Below are 19,884 nucleotides of genomic sequence, written 5' to 3'. Positions count from 1 at the left end.
GCGTCACCCAAATGGCGCCGAAGCGTGGAGGTTCGCGACTAGCGATGGCTGGCAGCGGCGAGAAAAATACTCCTGGAACATATTCGGAACGTAATGATCTCATCGCGATAATCGGATTGTCCGCGCGGCTGCCGCGCGCCGACGGGCCGGCCGCGTTCTGGCGGCTGCTCCGATCGGGTGAGGACGCGATCACCGAGGTTCCCGCCGGCCGCTGGGACGCCGACGCCCTCTACGACCGTGACGTGACCGTCGCCGGCAAGGCCAACACCCGCTGGGGCGGCTTCCTCGACGAGGTCGTCGCCTTCGACGCCGCTCTCTTCGGCATCTCGCCGCGCGAGGCCGTCGCCATGGACCCCCAGCAGAGACTGATGCTGGAGCTGGGCTGGGAGGTCCTGGAGGACGCGGGGCTGGCTCCCGACACCCTGTCCGGGAGCCGCACGGGCGTCTTCGTCGGTGCGGTCGCGGACGACTACGCGGCGCTGCTGCACCGGCGGGGGCTGCCGGCCATCACCCAGCACACGCTGACGGGCCTGCACCGCGGCATCATCGCCAACCGGATCTCCTACGCGTTCGGGCTCGCGGGCCCCAGCATGACCATGGACACCGGGCAGTCGTCGTCCCTGGTGGCGGTGCATCTGGCCTGCGAGAGCCTCCTGCGGGGCGAGTCCACGCTCGCGCTGGCCGGTGGCGTCAACCTCAACCTGGCGCCCGAGAGCACCGTGAGCGCCGCCAAGTTCGGCGCGCTCTCACCGGACGGCCGGTGCTTCGTGTTCGACGCCAGGGCGAACGGATACGTCCGCGGCGAGGGCGGCGGGCTGGTCCTGCTGAAGAGACTCGCGGACGCGGTCGCCGACGGCGACGAGATCAGGTGTGTGATCCGGGGTAGCGCGATCAACAACGACGGAGGTGGCGCGGGCCTGACGGTGCCCCGGGGCAGGGCGCAGGAGGAAGTGATCCGGCTCGCCTGCGAACGGGCGGGCGTGGAGCCGGGTGATATCCAGTATGTCGAGCTCCACGGCACCGGTACCCGGGTGGGCGACCCCGTCGAGGCGGCCGCCCTCGGCGCGGTCCTCGGCGCGGCACGCGCCCCCGGACACCCCCTGGCGGTCGGTTCGGCGAAGACCAACGTCGGGCACCTTGAGGGCGCCGCGGGGATCGTCGGGCTGCTCAAGGTGGTGTTGAGCATCGGGCACGGTGAGCTGCCCGCCAGCCGCAACTACGAGACGCCCAACCCGGCGATCCCGATGGAGAGCCTGAACCTCCGGGTCCAGTCGGAGACGGGACCGTGGCCACGCCCCGACCTGCCGGTGCTCGCCGGGGTGAGCTCCTTCGGCATGGGCGGCACCAACTGCCACGTCGTGCTCTCCGGTCCGCCGCCCGCGAGCGGCGAGGAGCCGATCCGGCGCGGGATGAGCCTGGTGCCCTGGGTGGTGTCCGGGAACGGGCGGGCCGCGCTGCGGGAGCAGGCGGAGAGGCTGCTGTCCTTCGTGGAAGAGCGGCCCGGACGTGATCCGCTCGACACCGGTCTGTCCCTGGCGACCACGAGGGCGAGCCTCACGCATCGGGCCGTGGTCACCGGAGGCGACCGCGCGGAACTGCTGGCCGCGCTGACCGAACTGGCCCGGGACGGCGTCAGCCCGGAGGTGTCGAGGGACGTCGCCTCGGCCACCGGTCGCTGCGCGGTGCTGTTCTCGGGTCAGGGGGCGCAGCGGCCCGGGATGGGAGCGGGGTTGTACGGGGCGTTCCCGGTGTTCGCCGAAGCCTTCGACGCCGCGTGTCCGGAACCGGTCAAGGAAGTGCTGTTCGGCGGCTCGGAGCTGATCGACCAGACGGTGTACGCCCAGCGGGGGCTGTTCGCGTTCGAGGTGGCGTTGTTCCGGTTGCTGGAGTCGTGGGGGGTGGTCCCCGACTTCGTCGGCGGGCATTCGGTGGGGGAGATCGCCGCTGCTCACGTGGCCGGGGTGTGGTCGCTGGAGGACGCCTGCCGGGTGGTGGAGGCGCGTGGCCGGTTGATGCAGGCCCTGCCCCCTGGTGGGGCGATGGCGGCGATAGCGGCCTCGGAATCGGACATCGCCGCGTATCTGAACGAGCGGGTTGGCCTGGCAGCGGTCAACGGCCCGGCCTCGGTCGTGGTCTCCGGTGACGAGGACGCGGTCGAGGCACTGCTGAACCAGTTGGACGGGATCAGGACCAAACGGCTACGGGTCTCGCATGCCTTCCACTCGGCGCGGATGGATCCGATGCTGGCGGACTTCCGTACGGTCCTGGAGTCGGTGTCGTGGGATCGGCCCCGGATTCCGCTGGTGTCGACGTTGACCGGCGCGCTCGCCGATCCCGAGGAGATCGCGTCCGCCGAGTACTGGGTGCGGCAGGTCCGCGAACCCGTCCGGTTCGGCGACGCGGTGCGCACCCTGGAGGCCGAGGGCGTCACCACGCTCCTCGAAGCCGGGCCGAGTCCGGCGCTGTCGGCGATGGGAGCCCAGGACGCCGCCCTGTTCGTCTCCCCGGTGCGGAAGGACCAGCCCGACCCCGAGGCGCTGACGCGGGCCGTGGGCCGGTTGTGGACCCGGGGTGTGACGGTCGACTGGTCGGCGCTGTTCGCCGGGTCCGGTGCCCGGCGGGTCGACCTGCCCACCTACGCCTTCCAGCGCGAGCGCTACTGGTTCGACACCGGTACGAACACCGACACCGACACGAACGCGTACACGAACGCGCACGCCGAGGTACCCGCGTCCCCGGCCGACCGGCGCCGCCCCACCCTGGAGCTGGTCCGCGCGCACGCGGCGACCGTACTCGGCCATCCCCGGCCGGAGCTCGTGGACACCAGCCGTACGTTCAAGGAACTGGGCTTCGACTCGCACCTGACGGTGGAGCTCCGCGACCAGCTCGTGGCCGCGACCGGGCTCTCGCTGCCGACCACGCTCCTGTTCGACCACCCGACGTGCCTCGCGCTCGCCGAGCACCTGTCGAGCCGGGCCGCCGACCCGCTCGGGGGCGCCGGGGAGCCGACGGTCTCCGCCGGAAGTGACGAGCCGATCGCCATCGTCGGCATCGGGTGCCGGTTCCCCGGTGGCGTCGCCTCTCCCGAGGACCTGTGGCGGCTCGTCGCCGACGAGCGCGACGCCATCTCCGAGTTCCCCGCCGACCGGGGCTGGGACCTGGACGGGCTCTACGCCCCCGACGCCGACCGGCTCGGCACCAGCTACACCCGCGCCGGTGGGTTCCTCGACGACGTCTCCGGCTTCGACCCGGCCTTCTTCGGCATCTCACCGCGTGAGGCGACGGCGATGGACCCGCAGCAGCGGCTCCTGCTGGAGACGTCCTGGGAGGCCCTCGAACGGGCGGGCGTCGTGCCCGGGTCGCTGCGCGGCACCCGTACGGGGGTGTTCGTCGGGGCGATGGCGCAGAGCTACGGCCCGCCGCTGCACGCGCCGGAGGAAGGGCTCGACGGATACCTGCTCACGGGCGGCAGCCCCAGTGTCGCGTCCGGCAGGATCGCCTACACCCTCGGGCTCGAAGGGCCCGCGATGACCGTCGACACCGCCTGCTCCTCGTCCCTGCTGGCCCTGCATCTGGCGGTGCAGGCCCTGCGGCGCGGCGAGTGCGAGGCCGCCCTGGCGGGCGGGGTGGCGGTGATGGCCACGCCCGGCATGTTCGTGGAGTTCTCCCGGCAGCGCGGGCTGGCCGCGGACGGGCGGTGCCGGGCGTACGCCGCGGGCGCGAACGGAACGGCCTGGGCCGAGGGCGCGGGAATGGTGCTGCTCGAACGGCTGTCGGACGCGCGGCGCAACGGCCACCCGGTGCTGGCCCTGGTACGCGGCACGGCGACGAACTCCGACGGCGCGTCGAACGGCCTGACCGCGCCGAGCGGCTCGGCCCAGCAGCGGGTGATCAGGCAGGCGCTCGCGGACGCCGGGGTGGCCGCGCACGAGGTGGACGTGGTCGAGGGGCACGGTACGGGCACCGCGCTCGGCGACCCGATCGAGGCGCACGCCCTCCTGGCGACGTACGGCCGGACGCGGCCGGAACCGCTGTGGCTGGGATCGCTGAAGTCGAACATCGGGCACGCCCAGGCGGCAGCGGGCATCGGCGGCGTGATCAAGATGGTGCAGGCGTTGCGGCACGCGACGCTGCCGAAGACGCTGCACGTGGACGAGCCCTCTCCCCACGTGGACTGGTCGGCGGGCGCGGTGCGGCTGCTGACGGAGGCGGTGCCGTGGGAGCGCGGCGGGCACTCGCGCCGGGCCGGGGTCTCCTCGTTCGGGATCAGCGGCTCCAACGTGCACGTGATCCTGGAGGAGGCGCCCGAGAGCGGGGAGGCGACGGCCGAGGGCTCCGTCCCGCCGGTGGTGCCGGTGGTGCTGTCCGGCAGGTCGGCGGAGGCACTGCGGGCCGCCGCGGCCCGGCTCGCACCGCTCCTCGACACCGAGAACACCGAGAACACCGAGAACACCGAGAAGAGCACGAACGGTGCGAGCGGCGTCGAGCCGGTGGACGTCGCCGCGTCGCTGCTGCGCCTGCGCTCGGCCTTCGACCACCGCGCGGTCGCCGTGGTCGCCGACCGGCACGAGCTCGGACGGGCGCTCGCCGCGACGGCCGAGGGGGAGCAGGTCCCCGAGGTGGTGGAGGGCGTCGCCACGGACCCCGGCCGTACGGTCTTCGTCTTCCCCGGCCAGGGGTCGCAGTGGCTCGGCATGGCCGAGGACCTGCTCGAATGGTCCCCGGCGTTCGCCAAGGTGATCGCCGACTGCGAGGGCGCGCTGTCGTCGTTCGTGGACTGGAAGCTGACCGACGTGCTGCGCGGCGCGCCGGGCGCGCCCTCGCTGGAGCGGGTCGACGTCGTCCAGCCCGCGCTGTTCGCGGTGATGGCCGGGCTGGCCGGGCTGTGGCGCTCGTACGGTGTCGAGCCCGACGCGGTGGTCGGGCACTCCCAGGGGGAGATCGCCGCCGCGTACGTGGCCGGTGCCCTGTCGCTGGAGGACGCCACGCGGATCGTCGTCCTGCGCAGCAGGATCGTCGCGGAACGGCTGTCGGGAGCCGGTGGGCTGCTCTCGGTCGCGCTGTCGTCGTCGGAGGCGTCCGCGCGGATCGCGCGATGGGCGGGGCGGCTCTCCCTGGCGGTGGTGAACGGGCCGTCGGCCGTGGTGGTCGCGGGCGAGCCGGAGGCCCTGGACGAGCTGGCCGCCGCCTGCGAGTCGGAGGGGGTGAGGGCCCGGCGGATCGCGGTCGACTACGCCTCCCACTCCCCGCAGGTCGAGCCGATCGCCGAGGAACTGCTCGCGGCGCTCCGGCCGGTCACTCCCCGGGCGGGCACGGTCGGGTTCTGTTCCACCGTCACCGGCGACTGGGTGGACACGAGCACGCTGGACGCCGGGTACTGGTTCAGGAACCTGCGGGAGACCGTCCGGTTCGAAGAGGCCGTGCGGCGCCTGGCCGACGAGGGCCACGGCGTCTTCGTCGAGGTGAGCCCGCATCCGGTGCTGACCGCCGGGGTGGAGGACACCGTCGGGGACGACGCCCTCGTGGTGGGGTCCCTGCGCAGGAACGAGGAGGGGCCCAGGCGCTTCCTCACCTCCCTGGCCCGGACCTGGGTGCGGGGCGTGCCGGTGAACTGGGAGCCGGTCTTCGCCGGTGCCCCGGCTCGCCGGGTGGATCTGCCGACCTATCCGTTCCAGCGCCAGCCGTACTGGCTGGCCCCGTCCGCCGCCGCCGGTGACGTCTCGGGGCTGGGGTTCACCGCCACCGGCCACCCGCTGCTGGGGGCGATGCTCCCCCTCGCCGCTACCGAGACGGCGACCGGGACGGTGCCGACCGGGACGGCGCCGAACGGGACGGTGCTGACCGGGACGGTGTCCCTGGAGACCCACCCGTGGCTGGCGGACCACGCGGTCGCGCACGCTCCCGTGCTGCCGGGAACCGCGCTGGTGGACATGGTCGTCAGGGCGGGTGACGAGGTGGGGTGCGGCGTCATCGAGGAGCTCACCCTGCGGACGCCGCTGGTGCTGCCCGAGCGCGGCGGGGTGCGGGTACAGGTCAGGGTCGAGGCCCCGGCCGAGCCCGGTACGCGTGCCGTCTCGGTGCACTCCGCGCCCCAGGGCGACCCGGGAGCCGCGTGGACGCTGCACGCGACCGGGACCCTGGTCGAATCGCCTCCCTCGACGACCGTGCCGGTCCGGCCGGTGGCCGAGGACGGCGCCTGGCCGCCCGACGGCGCGGTGGCCGTGGACGTCGAGGAGGGCTACCTCCGGCTGGCGGAGCGCGGCTACCACTACGGCCCGGTGTTCCGCGGGCTGCGGGCGCTGTGGCGGCGTGGCGAGGAGGTGTTCGCCGAGCTGGCCCTCCCCGAGGAGGCGCGCGGTGACGCGGCGCTGTTCCTGCTGCACCCGGCCCTGCTGGACGCCGCCCTGCACGCGGCACTGCTGCGCGGGGGCGCCGGGGGCGACGAGAACGCCGGAAACGCCGGGAGTAACGGAAACGCCGAGGGCGCCGGAAACGCTGGGGGCGACGGGAACGCCGATCTGCGCCTGCCGTTCTCCTGGAGCGGGCTGGAGCTCCACGCCGCGGGTGCGTCGAGCATGCGGGTACGGGTGGCTCCGGCGGGGACGGACGCGGTGTCGATCACGGCCGTGGACGCCGAGGGCGGGCCGGTGGTCTCCGCCCGTTCCCTCGTCTTCCGGCCCGTCTCGCCGGACCAGCTGGTGACCTCCGTACGGACGGAGCCGGACTCGCTGTTCGGCCTGGAGTGGGCCGAGGCGCCGACGGCCACCGAGGAGGGTGCGGAGATCACAGTGCTGCCCGCGGGAACGGCGGCCACCGGGCCCGGCGAGGTGCGGGCCGAGGTGTGGCGGGTGCTGGCCGGGATCCGCGCCTGGCTGGCCGAGGACAGGTCTCCCGGCGCGCGGCTGGTCGTGACGACGAGGGGCGCGGTGACCGTCGACGGCGACGGGGACGTGCCCGACCTGGCCGGAGCCGCGATCTGGGGCATGGTCCGCGCGGCGCAGGCCGAGCAGCCGGGCCTGATCGCGCTCGTGGACCTCGACGCGGACGCGCCCCCGGCGGAGGCGGCCGAGCTGGCCGGATACCTGGAGAGCGGCGCGGACACCCAGCTGGCGATCCGGGCGGGACGGGCCTTCGCGCCGAGGCTGGCACGGGCCTCCGGGCATCCCGGCGGCGGTGTCCTGACCCCGCCCCCGGACGCCGTCCGCTGGCGGCTGGACCGCACGCCCGGCGGGACGCTGGAGAACCTCGCCCTCGTCGAGTGCCCCGCCGAGTCCGGCCCGCCGGGTCCGGGGCGGGTCCGGGTCGCCGTACGGGCGGCGGGCCTCAACTTCAGGGACGTGCTCGTCTCCCTGGGCATGTATCCCGAGCCGGACGTCCTGATGGGGATCGAGGCCGCGGGCGTGGTCGTCGAGGTGGGACCCGGCGTGACCGATCTGCGCGAGGGCGACCGGGTGCTGGGCCTGTTCGACGGGGCCTTCGGCCCGGTCGCGGACACCGACGGGCGCTCGCTCGCCCCGATGCCCGGCGGCTGGTCCTTCGGCGACGCGGCGTCGATCGCCACCGTGTTCCTCACCGCGTACTACGGCCTGGTCGACCTGGCCGGTCTGCGCGCGGGCGAGGCGGTGCTGGTGCACGCGGGGGCCGGTGGGGTCGGCATGGCGGCGGTCCAGCTCGCCAGGCACCTCGGCGCGGAGGTGTTCGCCACGGCCTCCCCCGGCAAGTGGGACACGCTGCGCGAGCTGGGCCTGGACGACGACCACATCGCCTCCTCCCGCAGCCTGGAGTTCCGCGACCGGTTCCTCGCGGTCACCGGCGGCCGGGGCGTTGACGTGGTGCTCAACTCGCTGGCCGGGAAGTTCGTGGACGCGAGCCTGGACCTGCTGCCCAAGGGCGGCCGGTTCGTCGAGATCGGGAAGACCGACCTCAGGGACCCGGAAGAGGTGGCCGCCGCGCACCCGGACGTGCTCTACCGGTGGTTCGACCTGACCCGCCTCGCCGCCGCGGAGGGGGACGAGGCGATCCCCGAGCGGGTCCACGCGATGCTCGCCGAGGTGCTCGCGCTCTTCGAGCGGGGGGCGCTGCGACGGCTGCCGGTCCGTACCTGGGAGGTGGGCAGGGCGCCCGAGGCGTTCCGCTTCCTGTCGCAGGCCCGGCACGTCGGCAAGGTCGTGCTCCTGATGCCGGCGGCGCTCGACCTCCGGGGCACGGTGCTGATCACCGGCGGGACCGGAACCCTCGGGGCGCTGACGGCCCGGCACCTGGTGACCGGGCACGGCGTGCGCAACCTCCTGCTCACCAGCCGCCGGGGGGCCGAGGCGCCCGGCGTCGGCGAGCTGGTGGAGGAGCTCACCGGGCTGGGCGCCGACGTGACGGTGGCGGCCTGCGACGTCGCCGACCGCGACGCCCTGGCGGGCCTGCTCGCGGAGGTGCCTGCCGACCGGCCGCTCACCGGCGTCGTGCACGCGGCGGGACTGCTGGACGACGGGCTGGTCACCTCGCTGACCCGGCGGAGCCTGGACGCCGTGATGCGCCCCAAGGCGGAGGCGGCGTGGCACCTGCACGAGCTGACCCGTGACGCGGACCTGGGCATGTTCGTGCTCTTCTCCTCGATCGCGGGGGTGGCCGGCATCCCCGGCCAGGCGAACTACGCGGCGGCGAACGCCTTCCTCGACGGACTGGCCCAGCACCGCAGGGCGCGGGGGCTGCCCGCCACGTCGCTCGCGTGGGGCCTGTGGGCCGAGGACTCCGGCATGACCGGGCACCTGGCCGACGCGGACCGGGCGAGGATGTCCAGGTTGGGCATCGGCCGGCTGGCCACCCCCGACGGGCTCGCCCTCTTCGACGCCGCCAGGACGAGGACCGACGCCGTGCTGGTGCCGGTACGGCTGAGTGCCGGGGCCGAGCCGGACGGCGTACGGCCGCTGCTGCGCGGCGCGATCGACGTCCCCTCGCGGCGCCGAGGGGCCGCGGACGCCCCGGCGCGGCCGGAGACCGGTGCCGAACCGCTGGGCACGCGGCTGGCCAGGCTCTCCCCGGCCGAGCGGGAGACGGCCGTGCTGGAGCTGATCCGCCGCCAGGTCGCCACCGTGCTGGGGCACGCGTCGGTCTCGGCCGTGGGCGACGGCCGCACCTTCGAGCAGCTGGGCTTCGACTCGCTCACCGCGGTCGAGCTGCGCAACCGGCTCACCGGCCAGACCGGGCTGCGGCTGCCGGCGACCCTCGTCTTCGACTACCCGAGCGTGACCGCCCTCACCGGCCACCTGCTCGCCGAGCTGGTGCCGGACGACACGCCCACGGCGGCGGGCCTGCTGGACGACCTCGGCAGGTGGCGGGCGGCCTCGTCCGCGCTCACCCCGAGCGAGACCGAGCGGGCGGCGATCACCGACGGGCTGCGGGCGCTCCTGGCCCGGTGGGACACCTCGGGCACCTCGGGCACCTCGGGCACCGGGCTGGACCACGACCTGGAGGCGTCCACCGCGGACGAGCTCTTCACCATCATCAAGAACGAGTTCGGCAAGTCCTGATGACCCGGCGGGCGGAGTGAGGATCTGATGGATAACGAGAACAAACTGCTGGAACACCTCAAGTGGGTTACCGCCGACCTGCGCCGGGCCAACCAACGGGTGCGGGATCTGGAGGGCCGGGCCGCGGAGCCGATCGCCATCGTCGGCATGGCGTGCCGCTACCCCGGTGACGTCCGCTCTCCCGAGGACCTGTGGCGGCTCGTCGCCTCCGGCGGCGACGGGATCGGCGAGTACCCGCCGGGCCGCGAATGGGACGCCGGGCTGTACGACCCCGACCCGGACGGGCACGGCACGGTGTACGCGCGGGAGGGCGGCTTCCTGCCGGACGCCGACTCCTTCGACGCCGAGTTCTTCGGGATCACACCGCGCGAGGCGCTCGCCATGGACCCGCAGCAGCGGCTGCTGCTCGAGGTCGCGTGGGAGTCCTTCGAACGGGCCGGGATCGACCCCGGGTCGCTGCGCGGCAGCCAGACCGGCGTCTACGCCGGGGTGATGGCGCAGGACTACGGGCCGAGGATGCAGGACGGGCCCGAATCCGTGGAGGGCTACCTGCTGACCGGCAACCTGCCCGCGGTCGCCTCGGGCCGCCTGGCCTACACCTTCGGGTTCGAGGGGCCGACGGTGACGGTGGACACCGCCTGCTCCTCGTCGCTGACCGCGTTGCACCTGGCGATCCAGGGCCTGCGCAACGGGGAGTGCGGCCTCGCCGTCGTCGGTGGCGTGACGGTGATGTCCGCGCCGGGACTGCTCGTGGAGTTCTCGCGCCAGCGCGGCCTGTCGCCCGACGGCCGCTGCAAGGCGTTCTCCGCCGCCGCGAACGGCACGGGGCTCGGCGAGGGGGTGGGCGTCCTGCTGGTCGAGCGGCTGTCGGACGCCGAGCGCAACGGCCACCGGGTGCTCGCGCTGGTGCGCGGTTCCGCGGTGAACTCCGACGGCGCGTCGACCGGCCTGACCGCGCCGAACGGTCCCGCCCAGCAGCGGGTGATCCGGCAGGCGCTGGCCAACGCCGGGGTGGCGGCGGCCGAGGTGGACGCGGTCGAGGCGCACGGTACGGGCACCGTGCTCGGCGACCCGATCGAGGCCCAGGCACTGCTGGCGACGTACGGGCAGGGCAGGCCGGCGGATCGGCCCCTCTGGCTGGGCACGGTCAAGTCCAACATCGGGCACGCCCAGGCCGCGGCCGGCGTCGCGGGCGTGATCAAGATGGTCGAGGCCCTGCGGCGCGGCGTCCTGCCCAGGACGCTGCACGTGGAGGAGCCCTCGGCGCACATCGACTGGACGGCGGGCGCGGTCGCGCTGCTCACCGAGTCCAGGCCGTGGACCGAGAACGGGCACCCGCGCAGGGCCGGGGTGTCCTCGTTCGGCATCAGCGGCACGAACGCCCACGTCATCCTCGAACAGGCCGCCCCGGCGGAGCCCGAGCCCGATTCCGAGCGCGGCGCCGACACCGCTGACGGCGGGCCCACGCACTGGTTCGTCTCCGCCCACGGCGAGGAGGCGCTCAGGGACCAGGCCGCGCGGCTGCTGGAGTTCGCGACGACCGGCCCCGAGCCCGCCGTGGCCGACATCGGCCACTCGCTCGCCGTCACCAGGACCGCGCTGCCGCACCGGGCCGCGATCGTCGGCGACGACCGCGCGGAACTGCTGGCCGGGCTCACCGCCCTGGCCCAGGGGCGGCCCGCCCCGAACCTCGTCCACGGCCGGAGCGACGCCCCGGTCAAGACGGCCTTCCTCTTCGCGGGGCAGGGCAGCCAGTACGCCGGGATGGGCGGCCGGCTCCACGACACCCACCCCGTGTTCGCCAAGGCCTTCGACGAGGTGTGCGGCCTGCTCGACCCGCTGCTCGGCCGCTCACTGGCCGAGGTGATCAGGTCGGGAGGGGCCCGGCTGGACAGGACGGGCTTCACCCAGCCCGCGCTGTTCGCCCTGGAGGTCGCGCTCTACCGGCTGTTCGAGGACTGGGGCGTCGTCCCGGACTTCCTGCTCGGGCACTCCGTCGGGGAGATCGCCGCCGCCCACGTCGCCGGGGTGTTCACCCTCGCCGACGCCGCGACGCTCGTCGCGGCCCGCGCCCGGCTGATGGACGCCCTGCCGCAGGGGGGCGCCATGGTCTCGCTGCGCATCCCCGAGGACCGGCTCGCCCCCCTCCTCGGCGACGGGGTGAGCGTCGCCGCGATCAACGGCGCGGACTCGCTGGTCGTCTCGGGCGACGAGGCCGCCGTCGAGGCCCTCGCGCTCGCGGTCGCCGAACGGGGATACCGGACCCGCAGACTCCAGGTCAGCCACGCCTTCCACTCCCACCACATGGACCCGATGCTCGCGGCGTTCCGGCGGGCCATCGAGGGGCTCACCTTCAACGCCCCGAGCATTCCCCTCGTCACCAACCGTACCGGCCGGATCGCCGGTGCCGACGAGCTGCGCGACCCGGACCACTGGGTGCGGCAGGTCCGCGACCCGGTCCGCTTCCACGAGGGGGTGCTGACCCTGGGCGAGCTCGGGGTGGGCGTCTACCTGGAGATGGGCCCGGACGGCACGCTGGCGGGCCTGGTCGGCGGTTCCTCGGCCATCCCCGCGCTCCGCCGCGACAGGGACGACGCGCGGCAGGTCGTCACCGCCGTCGCGACCGCGCGGGTCCACGGCGTGTCCATCGACGCGGAGACCGTCCACGAGGGGCGGCGGATCGACCTGCCCACCTACCCGTTCAGGCGGACGCGCTACTGGCTGTCGCCGAAGCGGACCGGTCAGGCCGCCGACCGGTGGGCGCGGCCGTTCTGGGAGGCCGTCGACGAGGGCGAGCTGGGGTCGCTGGCCGAGACGCTGCGCATCGACGACACGGAGCGGGCGGCGCTGACCTCGGTGCTTCCCGCGCTGGCCGCCTGGCGCAGGCGAGAGCGCGAACAGGATCTCGCGGACGGATGGCGCTACCACGTCGCGTGGCGGCCCGTTCCCGCGGCCCGGCCCGGCGCCCCGGCCGGTCCCACCGGCACCTGGCTGCTGCTCGTCCCCGCCACGCACACCGAGGACCCCTGGGTGGCGGCCCTGACGGCGTCGCTGGCCGGAGCGGGTCTCGACACGCGGCGGATCGTGGTGACCGAGGCCGACGACCGTACCGCACTGGCCGCGCGGCTGCGGACCGAGAACGAGGTGGGAGACGGGGCCGGTGGCGAGGTCGCCGGGGTGCTGTCGCTGCTCGCCCTGGACGAGCGGCCGCATCCGGCGTACCCGAACGTCCCCGCCGGGATGGCGGCCACGCTGGCGCTGGCGCAGGCGCTCGACGACGTGGGCGGGGAGGCGCCGCTGTGGCTGATCACCCGGGGCGCGGTGCGCGCGGGCCGCTTCGACCGGCTCGGCCGCCCGGCGCAGGCGCGGGTCTGGGGCTTCGGCCGGGTCGTGGGACTCGAACACCCCCGGCGGTGGGGCGGGCTCGCCGACCTGCCGGAGACCGTGGACGCCAAGGCGTTCGGCCGCCTGCGCGCGGCGATCGGGACACCGGAGGACCAGCTCGCGATCCGCGCCTCGGGGGTGTTCGCCCGGCGGCTCGTCCCCTCGGCCCGTGGCGGCTCCGCCGTACCGGAGTGGAAGGCGCGGGGCACCGCGCTGATCACCGGTGGCACCGGCGCGCTGGGCGCGCACGCCGCGCGCCGGCTGGCGCGGGCGGGCGCGACGCACCTGGTGCTGGTCAGCAGGAGCGGACCCGAGGCGCCCGGCGCGGAGGAACTGCGGCTGGAGCTCACCCGGCTCGGTGCCACGGTCACCGTCGCCGCCTGCGACACCGCCGACCGGGACGACCTGGCCGCGCTCGTGGCGCGGGTCCGGCGCGACCACGGCCCGATCAGGACGGTGGTGCACGCCGCGGGCGTCAACCAGAACACGCCGATTACCGGTACCACACTCGCCGAGTTCGCCGAGGTCGACGCCAAGGCGGCGGCGGCCGGCCACCTGAGCGACCTGTTCGGCGCCGACGAGCTCGACGCCTTCGTCCTGTTCTCCTCGATCGCGGGCGTGTGGGGCAGCGCGGGCCAGGCGGCCTACAGCGCGGCGAACGCGTTCGCCGACGCCCTGGCGGAACACCGGCGCGGGCTGGGGCTTCCCGCCACCGCCGTCTCCTGGGGGCTGTGGGCGGGCGGCGGCATGGGCGCGGAGGCCGGGGTGACCGGCGGCCTGAGCAGGCACGGCATCCGCGCGATGCCGGTCGAACCGGCGATGAGCGCGCTGAACCGGGCGCTCGCGGACGACGAGGCGTGCGTCACCGTCGCGGACGTCGACTGGGCGCGGTTCGCCCCCGCGTTCGCCGTCGCCCGCCCCCGGCCGCTGCTGGACGAGATCCCCCTGGAGACGAGGCCCGAGGCAGGCCCCGAGACCGGCGCGGATTCGGAGCTGCGGCGGCAGGTGACCGGGCTGACGGCCGCGCGGCGGCACGAGCACCTCGTGAAGCTCGTCGGCGCCCACACCGCGGCCGTCGCCGGGGCGGCCACCGCCGACGCCCTCGACCTCGCCCAGCCGTTCCGCGCGCTCGGCTTCGACTCGCTGATGGCCGTCGAGCTGCGCGACCGGCTCGTCACGGCCACCGGGCTGGCACTGCCCACCACGCTGGCCTTCGACTGGCCGACGCCCACCGCCGTGGCCGGTCACCTGCTCGCCAGGCTCACCGGTGACGGCGACGCGCGGGACGTCCCCGCGACCAGGGAGGCCGCCGACGACGACCCCATCGCCGTGGTCGCCATGACGTGCAGGCTCCCCGGCGGCGTCCGGTCACCGGAGGACCTCTGGCGGCTGGTGTCGGAGGGGAGCGACGCGATCGGGGAGTTCCCCACCGACCGGGGCTGGGACGTGGACGCGCTGTACGACCCGGACCCCGACCACCCCGGGACCACCTACGCGAGGACGGGCGGCTTCCTGCGTGACGCGGCCGAGTTCGACCCCGGCTTCTTCGACATCAGCCCGCGCGAGGCCCTCGCGATCGACCCGCAGCAGCGACTGCTGCTCGAACTGGCCTGGGAGACCTTCGAACGCGCCGGGATTGCCCCCGCGGGCCTGCGGGAGAGCGACACCGGGGTGTTCGTGGGCACCTGGGCGCAGGAGTACGGCGGCGGCCTGGCCCACCCGCAGGAGGAGGCGGCGGGCTACCTGATAACCGGCAACGCCTCCAGCGTCACCTCCGGGAGGATCGCCTACACCTTCGGGCTGCACGGGCCCGCCGTCACCGTGGACACCGCCTGCTCCTCGTCGCTCACGGCCGTCCACCTGGCGGCCCAGGCGCTCAGGTCGGGGGAGTGCGCGCTGGCACTGGCCGGAGGCGTCACCGTGATGGCGAGCCCGGGAGCCTTCGTCGAGTTCAGCCGCCAGCGCGGGCTGGCGGCCGACGGCCGGTGCAAGCCGTTCGCCGCCGCCGCCGACGGCACCGGCTGGGGCGAGGGCGCGGGACTGCTGCTGCTCGAACGGCTCTCCGACGCCGAACGCAACGGCCACCGGGTGCTCGCCCTCGTCCGGGGCAGCGCCGTGAACCAGGACGGCGCCAGCAACGGCCTCACCGCGCCGAACGGGCCCTCCCAGGAGCGGGTGATCCACCAGGCGCTGGCCAACGCGGGACTGCGCCCCTCCGACGTGGACGCGGTCGAGGCGCACGGCACGGGCACCGTACTCGGCGACCCGATCGAGGCGCGGGCGCTGCTGGCCACCTACGGCCAGGACAGGCACGAGGGAAGGCCGCTCTGGCTCGGCTCGCTCAAGTCGAACATCGGCCACACCCAGGCCGCGGCCGGAGTCGCCGGGATCATCAAGACGGTGATGGCCATGCGCCACGACCTGCTCCCCCCGACGCTGCACGTCGACCGGCCCACCCCGCACGTCGACTGGACCTCGGGCGCGGTCTCGCTGATCACCGAGCCGACGCCGTGGCCGGAGACCGGGCGGCCGTACCGGGCGGGCGTGTCCTCCTTCGGCATCAGCGGCACGAACGCGCACGTCATCCTCGAACAGGCCCCTGCGGCTCCTGGGAGGTCATCCACTTTTGAGAGGTCGTCCACGGCTTCTGAGCAGGTTCCGGCGTCCTCCGAGCAGGGGTCCGCGGTCCCTGAGCGGGCCGGGGAACGGGACGGGGGACGGGCCGGAGGGCATGTTGGGACATCCGTTCCGGCGGTCGTTCCGTGGCCGATCTCGGCGAGGTCGGAGACGGCGTTGCGAGCCCAGGCGCGCCGCCTCGCCGACCACCTGGCCGGGGAACCGGGGCTGAGCGACGCCGACGTCGGCCACGCGCTCGCGACCACCCGGCAGGTGTTCGACCACCGCGCGGTGGTGGTCGGCGCCACCAGGGCGGAACTGCTCGCGGCCCTCGACCTGGTGGCCGAGGGCGAGCGGGGACCCGGCGTCGTACTCGGCGCCGCCGCCGTACCGCCCGGTGCGACCGCCTTCCTCTTCACCGGCCAGGGCAGCCAGCGGGCGGGCATGGGCCGGGAGCTCTACGAGGGCAACCCGGTGTACGCCGACGCCTTCGACACCGTCTGCCAGTACCTGGACCCGCACCTTGAGCACCCTCTGGCGCACGTGCTGTTCGGCCCCGGCGAGGCGCTGCTCGGCAGGACCGAGTACGCGCAGCCCGCGCTGTTCGCCCTGGAGGTCGCGCTCCACCGGCTGCTGGAGCACCACGGCGTACGGCCCGACTACCTCATCGGGCACTCCGTGGGCGAGATCGTCGCGGCGCACGTCTCCGGCGTGCTCACGCTGCCCGACGCGGCGACGCTGATCACCGCCAGGGCCGGGCTCATGCAGCGGATCACGGCCGACGGCGCCATGATCGCGATCCAGGCGGGTGAGGACGAGGTCCGCGAGTCGCTGGCCGGGTTCGAGGACAGGGTGTCGATCGCCGCGGTCAACGGCCCGTCGGCGGTCGTCGTCTCCGGCGACCGGAGCGCGGTCGGGAAGATCGGTGCCCGATGGGCGGCCGCCGGACGCAAGGCGACGAGGCTCACGGTCAGCCACGCCTTCCACTCGCCGCACCTCGACGCCGTGAGCGAGGGGTTCCGGCGGGTCGTGGCCGGTCTCTCCTTCGCGGCCCCCTCGATCCCGATCGTCTCCAACGTCACGGGGGAGCTCGCCACGGAGGCGCAGCTCCGCTCGCCCGACTACTGGGTACGGCACGCCAGGCAGGCCGTACGCTTCCACGACGGCCTGCGCACGCTGCACGGCCAGGGCGTCACCACCTACCTGGAGCTGGGACCGGACGCCGTGCTCAGCGCGCTGGCGCAGCAGAGCGTCCCCGGCGGGTTCGTCGCGCTGATGCGGGCGGGACAGCCCGAGTCCGCGACCGTCGTCACCGCGCTCGCGAAGGCCCACGTGCTCGGGATCCCCGTCGACTGGGCCTCCTGCCACGCCGGGCACCGCGCCCGTCCCGCGGAGCTGCCCACCTATCCCTTTGAACGCGGCCACTACTGGCTCCGGCTCGCCGCGGACGACACGCCCGGCGGCACGGGCACCGTGGACCACCCGCTGATCCGGTCGAGGATCGACCTGGACGACTTGGGAGTGCTGTTCCTCGGGCGCATGTCACAGCGCTCGCAGCCGTGGGTCGGCGACCACCACGTGCTCGGCAGCGTGGTCGTACCCGGCACCACCTGGGTCGAGCTCGCGGCGTGGGCGGGCAGGGAACTCGGCTGCGCGCGGGTGGCGGAACTCACCCACGAGCTGCCGCTCGTGCTCACCGAGAACCGGGTGTTCGAGATCCAGCTGAGAGTCGGGGTCCCGGGGGAGGACGCCTCACGGCCGCTCACCCTGCGTTGCCGGGCGACGGAAGCCGGGCAGCCCTGGGTGGGGCTCGCCAGGGGCGTGCTGGCCCCCGCCGAGGACGTGTCCGCCAGGCCCGCCCCCGCCGAACTGCTGGAATGGCCGCCACGGGACGCCGTGCCCATCGACACCGGCGAGTTCTACCCGCGCCACAACGAGCGGGGCCTGTACACCTGGGGGCCGTCGTTCCAGTCGCTGCGCCTGGCCTGGCGGCGGGGCGAGGACCTCTTCGCGGAGGTACGGCTGCTCGACGAGGTCGGCTCCGCGTCCTTCGACCTGCATCCCGCGCTGATGGACGCGTCGATGCACGCGCTCGGAGCCGACCTCATCCCCGACGAGCTCACCGCGCTGGTCGCCGACCCCGACGAGAGCAGCGAACGGCCGCGCATCCCGTTCACGTGGCGCGGCGTGGACCTGCGGGCGTACGGGGCCCGCGCGCTGCGGGTGTGGATGTCGGTGCCCGAGGGCGGCGGGACCACCATCGCCGTCGCCGACGAGTCGGGCAGGCTGGTCGCCTCCGTCGAGTCGGTGGTGATGCTTCCCATCTCGGAGAAGCAGCTGCGAGCCTCCCTCACCGCGCCTCGGCACGAGTCACTCTTCCACGTCGACTGGACCGCGCTGCCGCTCTCCCCGGCCCCCCGGGAGGGGGACTGGGCGGTGCTCGGTTCCGAGCTGCCGGGCGCGGCGCGCCACACGGGCGTATCGGCCCTGCGCGAGGCGATCGCCTCGGGCTCGCCGGTCCCCGACGTCGTCGTCCTCACCGCACCGGCCGCCACGGACCCGGAGCCGACCCTCAGGAACGGCAGCGCGGACCCGGAGCCAACACTCCGGAACGGCACCGCGGATCCCGCGCCGGTGCCCCGTGCCGTCACCGGGGACCTCGCCTCGGTGACCCGCGCCGTCACCGCCGACCTGCTCGGGTTCGTGCGGTCCTGGCTCACCGAGGAGACCTTCGGCCCGTCCCACCTGGTCGTGGTCACGCGGGGCGCGGTCGCTGCCCTGCCCGGCGACCGGGTCGCCAACCTGACCCACGCGGCCTCCTGGGGTCTGCTCAGGGTCGCCCAGACGGAGCACCCCGGCCGGATCACCATCGTCGACCTCGACGATCTCGACGACGGCGTCGGCGAACGGGCGCTGTCACGCGAGGTGCTCGCGAGCGTGCTGGCCACCGGAGCCCCGCAGGTCGCCCTCCGCGAGGGACGGGCCTACTCGCCGCAGGTGGCCAGGCTGCCCGCGACGGCGGCCCGGGAGCACCGGCCCCTGCTCGACCCCCGGGGAACGGTCCTGATCATCGGCGGCACCGGCACGCTCGGCGCCCTCCTGGCCAGGCACCTCACCACGCGGCACGGAGCCAGACACCTGCTGCTGACCAGCCGCCGAGGCCCCGACGCCGAGGGGGCGGCGGCCCTGGCCGACGAGCTCACCGGCCTCGGTGCCGAGGTGTCCATCGTGGCCTGCGACGCCGCCGACCGGGACGCGCTCGCGGACCTGCTCGGCTCGATCGCCACCGAGCATCCGCTCACCGCCGTGGTCCACGCGGCGGGCCTGCTCGACGACGCGGTCATCACCGCGATGACCCCCCGGCAGCTGGAGGCGGTGCTGCGCCCTAAGGTGGACGCCGCCTGGAACCTGCACGAGCTGACCAGGGACCACGACCTGTCCATGTTCACCCTCTTCTCCGCCGCCGCCGGGATCCTCGGCGGCCCGGGACAGGCCAACTACGCGGCGGCCAACACCTTCCTGGACGCCCTCGCCGTGCACCGCCGCGCCGAGGGGCTCCCCGCGACGGCGCTCGCCTGGGGACTGTGGGGCCAGGCCAGCGGGATGACCGGGCAGCTGGGCGAGGCCGACTTCGCCAGGATGCGCCGCATCGGGGTCGTCCCGCTCCCCAGCGAGGAGGGGCTCGCGCTCTTCGACCTGGCCCACGCCGTGGACACGGCGTGCGTCATGCCCATCCGGCTGGACCTGGCCGGGCTCCGCGAGCAGGACACCGCGCCCGCGGTGCTCGAAAGCCTGCTCCGGGGGGTGCCGAGGCACACCCCGCGTACGCGGGTGTCCGCGGAACCGGCGCTCCGGCTCGAAGGGCTGACCGCGAGCGAGCAGCACGTCAGGCTCGTCGAGCTGGTCACCGCGCAGATCGCCACGGTCGCGAACCACCGCAGGCAGAGCATCGACCCCGGACGGCCGTTCAAGGAGCTCGGTTTCGACTCGCTGATGACGGTGGAACTGCGCAACCGGCTCGCCTCGGCCACCGGGCTCTCCCTGCCGCCGACGCTCGTGTTCGACCACCCCACGCCGGACGCGCTCGCCGGCCACCTGCGGAGCAAGCTGGCCGTCAGCACGGCCGAGGGGCCGGTGGACGACGACAGGGACACGACCGTCAGGGACGCGCTCGCCTCCATCCCGATCAGCCGGTTGCGCCGGTCGGGACTGCTGGGCCCGCTGCTGCGACTGGCCGGTGCCCCCTCGGAGCAGCCGGACACGCACGACCACGACGAGGCCGACGAGTTCGACGGTATGGCGGCCGACGACCTCATCCGCATGGCGTTGAGCGACGAGATCGACTCCTGATCTGTGACTG

At 74.6% G+C, this 19,884-nt stretch carries 2 protein-coding genes; both read left to right on the top strand.

The window, feature by feature from the left end; all coding sequences use genetic code 11:
* Positions 1-44 precede the first annotated feature (44 nt).
* Positions 45-9,524 carry a type I polyketide synthase gene (locus tag ABD817_RS06150; RefSeq protein ID WP_425583274.1) on the top strand — a complete coding sequence of 3,160 codons (9,480 nt, stop codon included), beginning with the start codon at positions 45-47 and terminating at the stop codon, positions 9,522-9,524.
* 27 nt (positions 9,525-9,551) lie between these two features.
* Positions 9,552-19,874 (top strand): type I polyketide synthase, encoded by a 10,323-nt coding sequence (locus ABD817_RS06145; protein WP_344915887.1) that lies wholly within the window; start codon positions 9,552-9,554, stop codon positions 19,872-19,874.
* The last annotated feature ends 10 nt before the right edge of the window (positions 19,875-19,884 follow it).

The sequence above is a fragment of the Streptosporangium oxazolinicum genome (genome assembly GCF_039537505.1).
GTDB lineage: Bacteria > Actinomycetota > Actinomycetes > Streptosporangiales > Streptosporangiaceae > Streptosporangium > Streptosporangium oxazolinicum.
The sequence above is the reverse complement of the archived record's forward strand: the minus strand, read 5'-3'. Positions and strand labels throughout refer to the sequence as shown.